This is a genomic window from Lysinibacillus pakistanensis, assembly GCF_030123245.1.
GTDB lineage: Bacteria > Bacillota > Bacilli > Bacillales_A > Planococcaceae > Lysinibacillus > Lysinibacillus pakistanensis.
Window position 1 is genome coordinate 4,804,821 of record NZ_CP126101.1, and the last position, 14,662, is coordinate 4,819,482.

Here is a 14,662-nt window from a genome sequence, read left to right on the forward strand (position 1 = left end):
TAAACAGAAAAAAAGGCGGTCCAATATTTGGATCGCCTTCTCTATTATAGTTCTTGTCGTAACGCTTGGATAACATCGATTTTAGTGGCTTTACGTGCTGGACGATAGCCTGAAATCATAGCTACTCCAATACTGATAGCTGCTGCAATAACAACAAGTTGCCAAGGAATTAAGGAAAATGTAATATCGTTATTACTAAAACCATCTTCACCGGTTGCAGCCTTTAAAATTAACGGTAATACGGCATTAGCTACGAAGCTTATAGCATATGATATTGCTACTGCAATAACAGTACCAACGATACCAATGAACATACTTTCCATTAAAAATAATCGTTGGATAAGCTTAGGACTAGCACCAATGGCCTTTAGCACACCAATTTCACGAGTACGCTCTGTTACTGCCATTGTCATTGTATTGAAAATACCAATTGATGCAATTAATACGGCAATTGTTCCAACAAATATAAGACCAATTTTTAGGACAAGGAAAAATACATTCATTTGATCTAATTGCTCAGTAATAGAATACACGCTATAGCCTTTATCTTTAAGACTATCTAATATAGGCTTCACATTTTCTAATGTATCAGCAAAAATATTAAATTCTGAATAAAACATTTCATCCTCTTTAACATCTACCGCTGTAGCCAAATTAGATGCTAATACTGGCTTTTGTTCTATATCCATATAGACAGCGTTATTAATCATCCAATCATAGGAGGGCTCCTTCATCACACCCACAATTGTATAGTTCATTTTCTCTGTCTCTTTAGCTGCACTAATGTTAGGTGCTAGTGACAATTCGATTTCTTTGCCAATTAAAGAGTCCTTATACCCTTCTTCTTTACCATCATAATATGTGCCTTCTACCTCGGCTTCTTTATTTTTTTCTTCAATAATTTTACGCTCAGCATCATTTAATAAGGTTTGAGCAAAATGATAGCCAACTATAATTTCATTTGGCTTTGATGGATACTTCCCTTGTGAAAGCTTGCCATTTACTTGCTCAAAATCCTGCATATTCGCAACATAGAGGGTAGAGCTTGTATCTCGCCCCTCAAAAAATGAGTGTGCAGATGCATTCACTGTAATCGTTTCTAGTACAGATTCTACATGCTCAACTCCTTTTATTTCCTGTATTTGCTCATCCGTAAACGGCTCATTATCGAATACTTGAATTTTTGTTACCTTTTCATTTGATAATATATTATTGCGTAATGAATCCTGTAGACCAAACCCTACAGATGCAAGGACAATTAAAAATGCACAGCCCATTGTTGCTGCTAGCACCGTCATAAAGACACGTAATTTATTTTTCTTAATATGTTGTGTAACAAAATCTATCTGATCTTTAAATAACATGTTATGCCTCCTCCTTAACAAGCTCACCGTCGTACATACGGAAACGTCTATGCGCTATTGTTGCTACTTCTTCGTCATGAGTAATGATGACAAATGTTAAACCAAGCTCCCGATTTAAGCTTTGGATAAGCAACAAAATATCTTGCTCAGTTTCCGAATCAAGACTTCCTGTAGGTTCATCTGCCAACAGTATAGGTGGATTAGTGATCAAAGCTCTAGCAATACTTACACGCTGTTGCTGCCCACCAGACAATTCATTTGGATAATGGTCTGATACCTCTGATAAGCCAACATTGTCCATTATTTTTTTAACCTTTTCCTTTCGCACAGCCTTCCTAGCACCCTGTAACTTTAAAGGAAGTTCAATATTTTCAAACGCAGATAATCCGGGCATTAATTGAAAGTTTTGAAAAATAAAGCCAAATTGGCTCAAACGAAAAGCTGCACTATCTGCTTCTGTAAGATGAGCTGTTTCCTTTCCATTAATCTTGATAGATCCTTGCTCAGATTTCATGAATCCTGCTAAAACTTGTAATAGGGTTGATTTTCCAGACCCACTTTTGCCAACAATTGCAACAATCTCTCCTTGCTTAACCTCAAAGTTAACTCCTTTCAATACAGGAATTTGTTTTTCCTTGCCCTTTTTTCCGATTAAAAATGTATGTTGTAAGTTCTCGACTTGAATCATTGTCATTAACGCCCCTTTCTCATTCTCTTTCTATTGTAGAAAAAAATTCTTAAAAAAGTTAAAGGATAAAAATGAAGATATTCTTAAGAAAAAGGGCACACTAAATAGAAAGCCGTTCTTTACATTATCTTTACAATTACATTGACGATTGAAAGTTTTTTGTATAATACTGGCTATTATAATCCCCTATTTAAAAGCTCTTTTATTACTATTTCCAGTTTCTAGCTTATATTTTGTGAACATTTTGCATATTACAGGAATGTAAAGTTTTGTGTAGAATGTATGAATTTTATGTAGAAAAATTAAAGATTTTGTTATGATAGTAAAGTTTAGAGGTCGATTAATTTATTTATATCCAGGAGGATTCGATTTGCATGCTTAACTCAAAAAAACAAGACCCTTTCTTTATTGCCCTGCATAAAATTGCTGAAAATATGAGAGAGGCCGTACATTACGCAAATGATTTTCGTATCAACAGTGTAGCTGACCTGAAAGAGATTAGCATTACTATGAAAAATTACGAAACGGCTGGCGATAAGCTCATTCATGATCTAATCGTCATGCTAAATAAATCATTTATGACACCTATCGAGCGTGAAGACATCTTAGAATTTGCGATTCGTATGGATGATGTATTAGATGGTACGGAGCATTGTATCGCTCATTTTGAAATGTTCTCCCTAACAGAAGTCGATGAATCAATGCGTATCTTCTTAGGATACATCTCAAAAAGTGCTGATGAAATTGTTAAAGCAACAGAAGAGTTAAAGAAAAAGAATCTTATTGGTATGCGTCCACACGCAATTCTAATTAAAGATTACGAGCGTGAATGTGATGAAGTACAACGTTCATCCATCAAACAATTATTTTTAAATGAGAAAGATCCGATTCGAATTATTAAATTTAAAGATATATATGAACAATTAGAAGATATCGCTGATTATTGTCAAAATGTTGCCAACACAATGGAAACAATTATCATGCGTAACGCGTAATTAGGAGATGGGCACTTACAATGAACACAATCATTATACTAACCGTACTGGTCGTCATCTTTGCCCTAACATTTGACTTTATCAACGGCTTCCATGATACAGCAAATGCTATCGCAACTTCGGTTTCCACTAGAGCATTACCACCACGAGCAGCCATTTTAATGGCAGCAACGATGAATTTTATCGGGGCTATTACCTTTGTTGGTGTGGCAAAAGCTCTTACAAAAGACATTGTAGATCCATTCTCTTTAAATGCCTTTCAAGGAGACACAACAGGCTCAATTGTTATTTTAGCCGCATTAATTTCGGCAATTATCTGGAATTTACTAACATGGTATTTTGGAATTCCTTCTAGTTCATCACACACATTAATCGGTTCCATTGCAGGGGCTGCTGTAGCATCTGCGGGTTTCAACGTTTTAAACTATGGCGGCTTTACTAAAATTATCATGGCATTGGTCTTTTCACCAATCCTTGCTATTTGTGCCGGCTTTCTGATGATGACACTATTTAAACTATTATTTAAAAATTTGAATTTATATCGTACAAATAAAGGATTCCGTACGATGCAAATTTTCACAGCAGCTATTCAATCATTTACACACGGGACAAACGACGCTCAAAAGGCAATGGGAATTATGACCATGGCTTTAATTGCTGGAGGATTGCATACAGGAGATGAAATTCCTTTTTGGGTACGTGCTGCGGCAGCAACTGCTATGGGCCTTGGTACCTCTATAGGCGGTTATAAAATTATTAAAACAGTCGGCGGTAAAATAATGAAAATCCGCCCTGTAAATGGGGTAGCTGCAGACTTAGCATCTGCATCTGTAATTTTTGGCGCTACTTTAATCCACCTACCAGTATCAACAACACACGTAATTTCTTCCTCAATTATGGGCGTAGGCTCTGCACAACGAGTACGAGGTGTTAACTGGGGAATGGCTCGTAAAATAGTTACTACTTGGATTATTACAATGCCAATTTCTGCAGTAATGGCCGCTGTTATTTACTTTTTATTATCTTTATTCTTTTAAATTACATCTAAGACTCCTGTTCATTAATGGACAGGAGTCTCTTGTTGTTGAAATACTATTATGTTAATGAAATCAAGGTGACAAATTAAAAAGTATAGCCCTTTTTCAAAACGAGAGGTCTATCTCCGTTCCGACTGAGTGCTTTCCTGAGGGCGTCCGATGAGCCGCTTCACTTACGTTGCTCGCCCACTGGAAGCTTTGCTCTACGCGATAGAGAAGCGGCAGCAACAAATGTTTTAACTGTGCGAAAGCGAAGCGGCAGCAACAAATGTTTTAACTGTGTGAAAGTGAAGCGGCAGCAACAAAGCGAGTAGCTCGGAACGGAATTCCCCTTCATTTTGACTAAATATTCACAAAGGTATCCTTGATCTTTTTCAATGCTCAAAAACTCCTATTCATTAGTGGACAGGAGTCTTAACATTGTCACACGACAAAATGAGACACATCCTTTACACTATTTGAAAAGGGGGATGCTACACAACTATGAAAACTTTTTCAGCTTTTATAACAGCACATGCAAAAGCCATCGTAGCTATTTGGCTTGTGATTTTTATTGCTATGGCCGTTTTTGCCATACAATTGCCAAGTAAGTTGCAAGGAGATGGCTTTTTTGTGGAAGGAGATCATACCTATGTCACAAAAGAGCTAGCCGAAAATTTTGATTTACCTTCAGATACAATTTTGGTTGTTTTCGATCCAGCTAAAAATAAGGAAATTCAAGATACTTTAAAGAAGTTGGATACCATCAAGGCAATCCATTCCATTCAGTCACCGCTTGATGATGCCTCTTTACAAAAGAACGGTATTGCCTATGCTATGGTTCATCTGAAAAATAATATTGATAATCAAACTGATATTGTAGAGGATATTCGTTCTTTAATTGAAAAAGACGGTGTTACTGTAACAGGTGGACCCGTTATTTCTGTAGACATTAATACAGCCAGTCAAAAAGATTTAGCGTCCGCAGAAGCAATAGGCTTGCCAATTGCAATTATAGTCCTATTACTTGCTTTCGGGACTGTCGTAGCCTCTATACTACCAATTATTATTGGTGTTGTCACAGTTGTCACTGCATTTGGCGTTATGACATTGCTTAGCGGTAATGTTAACTTATCTATTTTTGTATTAAATATAGTACCTATGCTTGGACTAGCTTTAAGTATCGATTTTGCTCTATTGTTTATTAACCGTTATCGTGAGGAACGGGCTCATACATCCATCCCTGAGGCCATACAAATCGCTATACAAACCGCTGGAAGATCTATTATTTTTTCAGCCGTATGTGTGATGATTGGTTTGGGTGCGATGATAGTTATAGACGTTGAAATTTTCCATAACATTGCATTAGGTGGCACTATTGTGGTATTACTGGCAGTGTTATCTGGCCTTACGCTACTACCTGCTACGATGATGCTCTTAGGAGATCGCTTAAATAAATGGCGTTTAATACGTGTAAAGCCTGGTGGAGCTAATCGTTGGCGTGGCTTTGCAGGCTTTGTAATGAAGTATCCAGTAACGATTGTTATTGCAGCATTATTACTATTAGGCATTGGCATGATTCCATTGAAGGATATTGAACTTAAAATACCTCAAGTAGATTCATTACCGACTAAATATGACGCACGTACCGCCTATGACAAATTAGATGACACATTTGGGCTTGGTGAAACCTCAACATTATACTTGCTTGCTGATCGAAAGGAAGGATGGGAGGATAATGAGGCGAGAGAGCTTATTTATACGATTCAGGAAAAGCTACTTGCTGATCCATTAGTAACGAATGTGTCAACGATTTATACGGCTGCTAACATCAATACTCCTGAGGAACTGAATGCTTCCTTGGAAATTCCACAGGTAGCAGAGCAATTACAGCCCGTTCTAAGTACGTTTACTAAAGAAACTCAGCTATTTATCCCAATTACATTAGATGCAGCCGGTTCTTCATCTACTGCACAAAAATTTGCTCGAACGTGGAAAGATAAGGATTTAGGCGTTGATTTTGCACTCGGTGGGCAGGCAAAATTCAATCAAGAAATCTTCGATGAAATTGCCAATAAAATTGTATTGGCTATTTCTATTATTCTTATTTCAACATTTTTTATTTTAATGCTCGCTTTCAGATCCGTATTAATTCCACTAAAGGCGATTATTATGAATATTATTGGTCTTTCTTCTGCCTTCGGAATACTCGTCTATATTTTCCAATATGGACATTTTGGTATCGATGCAGGTTCAATTGTCCTGATTATTCCAGTTATTGTTTTCTGTCTAGTGTTTGGCTTAAGTATGGATTATGAAGTCTTCTTAATTTCACGTATTCAAGAGGAATATTTAAAAGGTGTAGATAATACACGTGCCACAATCGATGGACTTACTTCTACTAGTCGTATTATTACATCTGCAGCGCTTATTATGATTGTTATTACAGGTGCCTTTGCCTTTACGGATGTAATGCCTGTTAAACAAATTGGTGTAGGTATAGCCATTGCCGTTGCAATTGATGCAACCATTATCCGTCTTATGCTTGTACCTAGTCTCATGAAGCTGTTCGGTGACTGGAACTGGTGGCTACCCTTTGCTAAAAAAAATAAGTAAGACCGAAAAATCCGCTTTCTTTGTAAAGGCTGCGGATTTTTTCTTTTATGCATAAATATTGTTATACCATTCTTTTGCTGCTACTACTTCAGGCATAGTCAGCTGGTGACCAAAATTAAACCATTTAGTTGTCACATTTGCACCCGCCGAAATTAAAAGTGCCCCTAAATCCTCTGATTCCTGTGCAGTACACATCGGATCATTAGTACCAGCACCGATAAAGACAGGAATAGATGAAAGTTTCGGAAGTTCTATGCCACGTCTTGGTACCATAGGATGATGAAGAATAGCACCTGCTAAAGCATTCTCATAATGGAATAATAGGCTTGCTGCAATATTTGCACCATTTGAATAGCCAATAGCTACAACTTGTTTGCGATCAAATCCATGCTGCTGTCCTGCCTCTGATAAAAAGTCATATAATTCCTTTGTACGGAAGATTAAATCCTCCATATCAAAAACACCCTCCGCTAAACGACGAAAGAAGCGTGGCATGCCATTCTCTAACACATTCCCACGAACGCTTAAAATGCTTGCAGTTTCATCAATTTCCCTTGCAAGACCAATTAGGCTCTCCTCATTTCCACCTGTACCATGTAGTAACAACAATACTGGCTTTGTTTCATCTGTTCCTTTATAAAAAACGTGCTGCATAAACAGACCACCTTCCGATTATCTTGAATTCGAGATAATTGTAGCCTGTGGTAAAATTAAATTCAAGCTCTTTGACTTATTTATTTCACGATTTTCACTATTTGGCTGTTTCTCGTGGTCTTTGTAAAATTTAGTAATCGTGAAAACTGAAAATAAACATGCCGCAACAACAACTACAATAACTATTCCCACAATTTTTTTCCCATTCATTGACCATGTTCCCCCGAACTACTTATTTCTTCTTACGAAAACCTTCTTCTAGTAAATATTCTTTCGCAGCATCATACGTACCAAAAGCTTCTTCTAAATTTTCTCCATGATAAACATTCCAAGAACGCTGCTCAAAGGCTAATGTTAATTGTACATTATCTCTACTTTGCCATATCTCAACAACCGGCTCTTGTTCATCCTCTTCCTCTGATAAATATTGAATAGCATCTTCAATAATTTCACGCAGTCGTTGCTCATCATAATCACGTATATTCACTAAGCCTTTATCATTCGCCTCTTCCTCATAACGCAATAAATCTCCAACAAAGACAAATCCGTTGCCATTTGGATGAAGCTTTTCTACAACAATGGTCTTTTCATACAGGCTGTCCATAAAATGATAATTTAAGCGCTTTAAAGAAATTTCCTTCTTAGTAAGCTCAGAAAATGATTCGATGATACCTTGTTTTTGTTCAAATGTTAGCATATAAAATGCTCCTTTTCTATACAATCTTCCTACAGTATAACTTATTTTTTCTGTTATAACGAAGCGAAATAGGACAAGCACTATTAATGAATAGCTCTTGTCCTATTTTACTTATGTTGTTTTAAACATCTTATCTTTTACAAACTGAATAACATGTGCTACATATAGCTCTCGATATGGAACAAACTGTGCAGTACTTACTGGACGCACAATTTTTGCTCGTTGACCGTCTGGGAAGTATTCATAGCCTTCAATATTAAGAGTGGCTGTTTTTCCTAAAAAGAATGCCTCTGCCTCATTTAAATTTGCTCTCACAACCCCTGACACTTCCTCATATTGAAGATCAAAAGAATTCCAATCATGTTTGAATGGATATATGTAAACATGGCAAAATTCATTGTCAATCATATTTTCCGATACTATACTACAGGATGTCATGCCCATTTTTACGACATCATCCACATTGATATCTAGACCCAGCTCTTCCTTTACTTCACGAATTCCTGATTCAACTGTCTCAACGGCTAATAAATGCCCTGCTGCTGTTATATCCAACAAGCCTGGGTAGTCTTTTTTCTGTGCACTACGGATTTGAAAATAGATATAGTTCTCATTGACAAGCCAACAGTGGAATGTTTCATGCCACAGCCCTTTCTCATGTACCTCAGCTCTTGTTGCTGTTCCAATTTGTTCATGCTGCTCATTAAAAACCTTCACAATTTCTTGTTCCATTTTTTCGACTCCTATACTGACTTCGTAGCCCTTTTCTTAATTGCGTTACGTTGATCATAAATATTGGATACGATAACCTTTAATACGGCATAAAATGGCACAGCAATAATAATTCCGATAAAGCCCGCAATATTACCTGCTGCTAAAATTATCGTAATAACTGTAAGTGGGTGTATATCGAGTGATTTTCCCATAACATTTGGAGTAATAAAATTACTATCAATTTGCTGCGCAACTAATGTGACAATCGATACCCATATTACAAGCACAGGATCCTGAATTACTGCTACAATTAATGCAGGAGTAAAGGCAATCCAAGGTCCAATAAACGGAATCATATTCATAAAGAAAGCGAATATGACAAGGAGCAATGAATACTCTAAACCAATAAGTAAATACCCAACGTACATAATTAGCGCTAATAAAAAACTAATTTGTAGTTGCCCTTGAATATAGCTGCGTAGAACATCATCAATTTCACTTAATGTTTTTTTAATCCATTCACGACGTTCTCCACTGAAATATTTATAAATCGAAGGCGCAAATTTCTCGTGATCCTTCAACATAAAAATAAAGAAGAACGGAATTAAAATAGCTAATAAAGATACAGATACTATAGATTGTAAAAAGGAGACAAGCCCTTTACTTGCCACTACCGCAATATCCTGTACGGAATTTGCCATTTTATCAATAATATCTTTCAACTGTGTTGGGAAGTTATCCTTATTTTGCAACAAATAGTCTGTTGCATCTTGAATACTTGTACTAATACTTGCACTTATACTCGCACTAATCATTGGTGCATTTTTTACTAATTTATTGACCTGCTCTGCAATCGGATTTCCTACAATCCATCCAAAAGCACTTGCAATAGCAATCAACCCTATAATAATTGTTAATATACTTGCCCACCGCGGGAATTTACGTTTTTCCAAAAATCGCTGAATTGGCTCTGTCACGTAGTATAAAACACCACCAAGTAAAAGAGGCACAAAAATAGCTTTTAAAAGAATGACTAGCGGTGAAAAAATCCAATGAATCTCCACAAAATATTTAATGATTAGTAGTGTTAGTAATATCCCTACACCTACTTGAAACCAAACTTTTCTTGTCACTCTCATTCACTTCCTTTTTTCACAGTTACTGAAAATACTACTGATATATTAACCATTTCGCAAGTATCCTAGTATTGATTGTTAAAATAAAATTTGCTTTTCATTCACAACTGAAAAAAATTCGCACACTTTCACAAGTATTTACACAGTGAAAGTGTCACGAATTTAAATAATCAAGTGTGTATAAGATTTATAGTGCCGTGTCGTCTACTGAATTTAGGTACGCCTTGATTTCACCAATAACTGATTCGACACAGCCATCCTCAAATGGTGATATTAAGCCAGCCTCTTTTACAAGCTTTGTGAAGGACATAGAACCACCTAAGCCGCATAAATGTAAATAGTCCTTCCATGCCTCCTCAAACTCTTCTCTTGAGCGTTTCCAGAACTGGAAGGCACAAATTTGTGCTAGCGTGTAATCAATATAGTAGAACGGGCTTGCATAAATATGACCCTGACGCTGCCAAATTCCTCCTGCTTCAAGGTAGTCATTATGATCATAGTCACGATGTGGTAAATACGTTTCCTCAATTTTCTTCCATGCTAACTTGCGTTCAGCAGGTGTCATTGTTGGATTTTCGTATATAACATGTTGGAACTCGTCTACTGCAACACCATATGGTAAGAATAATAGGCCACTACTTAAATGTGTAAATTTATATTTCTCTGTATCCTCTTTAAAGAACAGCTCCATCCAAGGCCATGTGAAGAATTCCATACTCATTGAGTGAATTTCACAAGATTCAAATGTTGGCCATAAGTATTCTGGAATACCGATGTCACGACTTGAATACACTTGGAAGGCATGTCCAGCTTCATGTGTTAATACATCTATATCACCTGAAGTACCATTAAAGTTTGAGAAGATAAATGGTGAATGGTAGTTTTCGATAAATGTACAATACCCACCGCTTTCTTTCCCTTTCTTCGCGACTAGGTCCATTAATTCATGATCAATCATGAAATTGAAGAATTCACCTGTTTCTTGTGATAACTCCTCATACATTTTTTTACCGTTCTCTACAATCCAAGCTGGATCACCCTTTGGAGTCGCATTTCCTGATAAGAAATTTAATGCTTCATCATAGAATTTAAAATCAGAAATACCAATTCGTTTTGCCTGACGCTCATACAGCTCAGAAGCAACTGGTACGATTAAATCGCGAACCTGATCGCGGAATTTCTTCACCATATCTGCATTATAATCAATGCGGTTCATGCGAACATAGCCTAGCTCCACATAATTTTTATAGCCTAATTTTACGGCAATTTCATGACGTACCTTTACAAGCTCATCATAGAGTCGATCAAATTCTTCTTCATGCTCAGCAAAAAAGCCAAAGCGTGCTTCTGTTGCTGATTTACGTATTTCACGATCAGTGGACTCTGCAAATGGTCCAAGCTGAGCAAGTGTTAATGTTTCCCCATTAAAATCAATTTGTGCAGAGGCTACTAGTTTATTATATTCTGATACAAGCTTGTTCTCCTTTTGCATTAAATCAATGACTATTGGTGAAAAGCCTTTAATTTGATAAGTTGCTAAATCGAATAGCTGCTGACCCCATTTATTCTCTAATTGTTCACGAAATGGAGAAGCAATCAATGCTTTATAATATTCTGTGGTTACCTCTTCTAGCTTGGGACCTACCTCATCGAAATAATCACGCTCTGCTTGATAAAATTCATCATTTGTATCAATTGATGCACGTATATACACTAAATTCGCCATTGTAGCATAATCATTACTTAAAGCGTTGAGTTGCTGAATGATGCTACTTTGCTCGTCCATCGTCTGCGCACGTTTAAATTGCTCAATTAAAGATAATTGCTGCTCTTTCATTTCTTCAATATTTGGTCGACGGTATTCATAGTCTTTAAACGTTTTCATAGAAGTCCCCTCTTTCATACACCGTTATATTTCTATTATATGCCAAATATCTAGTATTAAGAAACAATTTAATAGCCAATTATATATGTTTTTAATAATGCTGCTCTTTCACGTAGCTTTAACTTTGCTTCTACTGATTTTGGTGTTTTGGCCGCCACCACATCTACCTCTAGATCCAATGTTTCAGCTATATATTTTGCTCGCTTTAAATGAAAATCATTGGAGACAATCGTAATATGCTTCGTTTCCTTTGGTAGTAGTTCTTTTGAAAATAGTAAATTTTCATAGGTTGATGTAGATCGATCTTCTGCTATTATTCTGCTAGCTTCGATGCCATTGTTTAGTAAATATTCAAGCATAACTGAAGCCTCAGTCTGATCTTCATCCAGCCCTTGTCCGCCAGAAACAATTACTTGGACATGAGGGTATTTCTTTAGATACCTCACAGCCTCTTCCAATCTATTTTTCAATGAAAGCGATGGAATGCCCCCTGGTTTTACCTTTGCACCTAGCACAATCATATACGCAGCTTTTCCGTTTGCAGCTGGCTGAACGCCTTCCTTCATCTCTTCACCTAGCCAAATATACATGCCAATACATATGACAATGCTTAATAAGCCTAGTCTCATCACCCATTTTTTCATGATATTTTCCTCCCCTACCTTTTATTAACGTTTAGGAAAGAAAAAAGGATGCTTGTCCGGTGCTACGGTACAAACATCCTGTTCAATTATCTTAATATAAAGCGTCTAATCGATTCCTGTAATGCTGTTATTTCGTCTGTTAAATCATTAGAAGATTCACTAACCAATTGAATCGCACGCTGTTGCTCATCAACGGATGCAGTTACCTCCTCTGATGCAGCGGCATTTTTCTCACTTATCAAGGCAATACTTTCAATAGAGTGCATAATGTGATTCTTTGAGCTATTCAAATACGCTACGCCCTCAGTCATATCTCCAATGACTGCAATTATTTTCTCTACCGCTAATTCAATTTCCTTGAAGGAGGACTCAGTAATAGCTACAGAGTCATTTTGCTGATGAACGATGACATTTGTTTTCTTCATCTCGTCGTTTACTAAATTGGTTTCGCTTTCAATTCCCTTTAAAGTTGTTCGAACTAGTTCAGTTGCAACAGATGTTTGGTCAGCAAGCTTTCTTACCTCCTCAGCCACAACTGCAAATCCCTTACCATGTTCACCAGCTCTAGCTGCCTCAATGGATGCATTTAATGCAAGAAGATTTGTTTGATCCGAAATCTCCGTAATCGTACCGACAATTCCTTCAATTTCTCTTACTTTCTCAATTAAACTACTGAATACTGATTGTACAGTGTAAATTAATGCTGAAGATTCTTGTGATTTCTCTTTTAACCTATTTAAGTTGACAAGCCCTTCCTGATTGGATTGTTTCATATGTTGGGAGGCGTCAAATATTAATTCATTCTTATCATGCAATACTTCAATCTGCTGCGCAAAATTAATAGCCGTTCGATTTGTATCCTCAGAATCTGAAGCTTGCTTTACAGCCCCTTTTGAAACCTCATTAATTGCTTTTACTATTTCATCCCCATAAGCATTTGTTTCCTCAGCGACAGATGTTAAATTTGATGATGTTGATTGAATCTCTACAATGGCTTCTTCTACATCCGTAATTAACGTTTTTAATTGATCGACCATTTCATTGAAACCTTCATTTAACTGCCCAATTTCATCTGAGCGTTGTAAATCTTCAATTTCTACTGTTAGATTCCCTTTAGCTACTTCACGCACACGTTTAGATAGCTTTTGAACAGGTACGGCTAAATGTCTAGAAACCGTTATGACAACTGCAGTTCCAATAATGGCGGCACCCAATAATGTTATGCCAATAACAAATAATAATGAATGAGCTTCCTTATTAAAGTCTTGCATATATGTACCTGATGCTATGATCCATCCCCAATTAGGATCCTTAGCAGAATAAATAATTTTATCGGCTAATACATCTTGACCAGGTAGCTCGAATTCATACTCCGTAAAACCTCCTCCAGCAAGTGCTTTTTCTGTTACTTCACGAATAAAATAATTACCGCTGCTATCCTGATCCTCCCATAGATTATCCCCTTCTCTAGTTGGATGAGTTGTTAATGTCCCCTTATCATCTAAGACATAAATATAGCCGTATTCTCCTAAATCTCCAGGATAATTAATTGGCCGCTTTCCCTCACTATCCTTTGGTCCGAGAAATGCTTCACGCACTCGCTCCTGAGCCACCTCCAAAGGGATGTCCCCTTTTTCTACACTTTCATTTGCGAGCTCAATTAATTGCAAAGCAGATTCAACACTATTTTTAATAACTTGTTCCCCAATATCCTCCATACCATTTTTAGCTTTACCATAGCTAACTAAACCTATAATTAAACTAGGTATTATTAATAATGCTAGTGAAATGATAATCAGTTTCCCCTGTATCGAACGTAAAAACTTCATGCTTTGACCCCCTTTTTTTCTCGCTCAATCAGATGTATTACTATATATTATGTTATGGTTTGAAAATTTTCACAATGGGTAAAACGCATTTATGCACGAATTATTTGATTATTTACACAAATATGCTTATATTCATACTTTTATGCTAATAAAGAAACTATCTTTCCACAGGGGAAGTCCCCATTGAAAGATAGTTTTTTGACTTTTATGCTAATTTATATGTATTGATGGCTTCTCTATTACTTCCTTCGTTCAGTGTACATTTTTCTCCGTTGCTGCTAATTTTTTTCAGAGCCAGCGGACACTTCCTCGATGACAGCTGAATCATCTTGAATTTTATTATTCACCTGCTACGGATTCTAAAATTTCCGTTAAGCTATTTGTTGAACTACGTTATTACCAGCCTGTACATCCATCGTGCTAT

The 14,662-nt window shown here is 36.7% G+C and carries 13 protein-coding genes; 3 read left to right on the forward strand and 10 right to left on the reverse strand.

The features are described from left to right. Nucleotides 1–44: 44 nt before the first annotated feature. Both QNH24_RS23890 and QNH24_RS23895 read right to left on the reverse strand, forming a co-directional pair. On the reverse strand, nt 45–1,364 hold the full coding sequence (locus QNH24_RS23890) for an ABC transporter permease (protein ID WP_283869853.1): 1,320 nt from the start codon (nt 1,362–1,364) through the stop codon (nt 45–47). 1 nt (nt 1,365) lies between these two features. After that, on the reverse strand, nt 1,366–2,052 hold the full coding sequence (locus tag QNH24_RS23895) for an ABC transporter ATP-binding protein (protein ID WP_283872937.1): 687 nt from the start codon (nt 2,050–2,052) through the stop codon (nt 1,366–1,368). 374 nt (nt 2,053–2,426) lie between these two features. Here QNH24_RS23895 and QNH24_RS23900 point away from each other — a divergent pair, with 374 nt between their 5' ends. The 3 genes from QNH24_RS23900 (at nt 2,427) to QNH24_RS23910 (ending at nt 6,679) form a co-directional block, all read left to right on the forward strand. Beyond that, entirely contained in the window at nt 2,427–3,047 is a 621-nt protein-coding gene (locus QNH24_RS23900) for a DUF47 domain-containing protein (RefSeq protein WP_283869854.1), read from the forward strand. 20 nt (nt 3,048–3,067) lie between these two features. Then, the gene (locus tag QNH24_RS23905) at nt 3,068–4,084 is read left to right on the forward strand and encodes an inorganic phosphate transporter (protein WP_054771035.1); all 1,017 of its coding nucleotides are present in this window, start codon (nt 3,068–3,070) and stop codon (nt 4,082–4,084) included. A 483-nt stretch (nt 4,085–4,567) separates the two neighbouring features. Then, on the forward strand, nt 4,568–6,679 hold the full coding sequence (locus QNH24_RS23910) for an MMPL family transporter (RefSeq protein ID WP_283869855.1): 2,112 nt from the start codon (nt 4,568–4,570) through the stop codon (nt 6,677–6,679). Nucleotides 6,680–6,724: 45 nt separating this feature from the next. On the opposite strand, the gene QNH24_RS23915 is transcribed toward QNH24_RS23910, so the two are convergent. The 8 genes from QNH24_RS23915 to QNH24_RS23950 form a co-directional block, all read right to left on the reverse strand. Then, entirely contained in the window at nt 6,725–7,333 is a 609-nt protein-coding gene (locus QNH24_RS23915) for an alpha/beta hydrolase (RefSeq protein ID WP_283869856.1), read from the reverse strand. A gap of 18 nt (nt 7,334–7,351) precedes the next feature. Further along, entirely contained in the window at nt 7,352–7,543 is a 192-nt protein-coding gene (locus QNH24_RS23920; RefSeq protein WP_283869857.1) for a hypothetical protein, read from the reverse strand. 22 nt (nt 7,544–7,565) lie between these two features. Next, complete coding sequence (locus QNH24_RS23925; protein WP_283869858.1) at nt 7,566–8,030, reverse strand: P-loop NTPase family protein; 465 nt, start codon at nt 8,028–8,030, stop codon at nt 7,566–7,568. Nucleotides 8,031–8,141: 111 nt separating this feature from the next. Continuing rightward, nucleotides 8,142–8,762: an NUDIX hydrolase gene (locus tag QNH24_RS23930; RefSeq protein WP_283869859.1), complete on the reverse strand. Its 621-nt coding sequence runs from the start codon at nt 8,760–8,762 to the stop codon at nt 8,142–8,144. Nucleotides 8,763–8,773: 11 nt separating this feature from the next. Continuing rightward, on the reverse strand, nt 8,774–9,883 hold the full coding sequence (locus QNH24_RS23935; RefSeq protein ID WP_283869860.1) for an AI-2E family transporter: 1,110 nt from the start codon (nt 9,881–9,883) through the stop codon (nt 8,774–8,776). Between the two features lie 184 nt (nt 9,884–10,067). After that, complete coding sequence (locus QNH24_RS23940) at nt 10,068–11,765, reverse strand: M3 family oligoendopeptidase (RefSeq protein WP_283869861.1); 1,698 nt, start codon at nt 11,763–11,765, stop codon at nt 10,068–10,070. A gap of 68 nt (nt 11,766–11,833) precedes the next feature. After that, nucleotides 11,834–12,409 carry a YdcF family protein gene (locus QNH24_RS23945; RefSeq protein ID WP_283869862.1) on the reverse strand — a complete coding sequence of 192 codons (576 nt, stop codon included), beginning with the start codon at nt 12,407–12,409 and terminating at the stop codon, nt 11,834–11,836. An 86-nt stretch (nt 12,410–12,495) separates the two neighbouring features. After that, nucleotides 12,496–14,238, reverse strand: coding sequence for a methyl-accepting chemotaxis protein (locus QNH24_RS23950; RefSeq protein WP_283869863.1), 1,743 nt, complete (start codon nt 14,236–14,238; stop codon nt 12,496–12,498). Nucleotides 14,239–14,662: the final 424 nt, after the last annotated feature.

Excerpts from the sequence above, each read along its gene's own strand:
- QNH24_RS23890 (WP_283869853.1), bottom strand. The coding sequence starts at position 1,364 with ATGTTATTTAAAGATCAGATAGATTTTGTTACACAACATATTAAGAAA.
- QNH24_RS23895 (WP_283872937.1), bottom strand. The coding sequence starts at position 2,052 with ATGATTCAAGTCGAGAACTTACAACATACATTTTTAATCGGAAAAAAG.
- QNH24_RS23900 (WP_283869854.1), top strand. The coding sequence starts at position 2,427 with ATGCTTAACTCAAAAAAACAAGACCCTTTCTTTATTGCCCTGCATAAA.
- QNH24_RS23905 (WP_054771035.1), top strand. The coding sequence starts at position 3,068 with ATGAACACAATCATTATACTAACCGTACTGGTCGTCATCTTTGCCCTA.
- QNH24_RS23910 (WP_283869855.1), top strand. The coding sequence starts at position 4,568 with ATGAAAACTTTTTCAGCTTTTATAACAGCACATGCAAAAGCCATCGTA.
- QNH24_RS23915 (WP_283869856.1), bottom strand. The coding sequence starts at position 7,333 with ATGCAGCACGTTTTTTATAAAGGAACAGATGAAACAAAGCCAGTATTG.
- QNH24_RS23920 (WP_283869857.1), bottom strand. The coding sequence starts at position 7,543 with ATGAATGGGAAAAAAATTGTGGGAATAGTTATTGTAGTTGTTGTTGCG.
- QNH24_RS23925 (WP_283869858.1), bottom strand. The coding sequence starts at position 8,030 with ATGCTAACATTTGAACAAAAACAAGGTATCATCGAATCATTTTCTGAG.
- QNH24_RS23930 (WP_283869859.1), bottom strand. The coding sequence starts at position 8,762 with ATGGAACAAGAAATTGTGAAGGTTTTTAATGAGCAGCATGAACAAATT.
- QNH24_RS23935 (WP_283869860.1), bottom strand. The coding sequence starts at position 9,883 with ATGAGAGTGACAAGAAAAGTTTGGTTTCAAGTAGGTGTAGGGATATTA.
- QNH24_RS23940 (WP_283869861.1), bottom strand. The coding sequence starts at position 11,765 with ATGAAAACGTTTAAAGACTATGAATACCGTCGACCAAATATTGAAGAA.
- QNH24_RS23945 (WP_283869862.1), bottom strand. The coding sequence starts at position 12,409 with ATGAAAAAATGGGTGATGAGACTAGGCTTATTAAGCATTGTCATATGT.
- QNH24_RS23950 (WP_283869863.1), bottom strand. The coding sequence starts at position 14,238 with ATGAAGTTTTTACGTTCGATACAGGGGAAACTGATTATCATTTCACTA.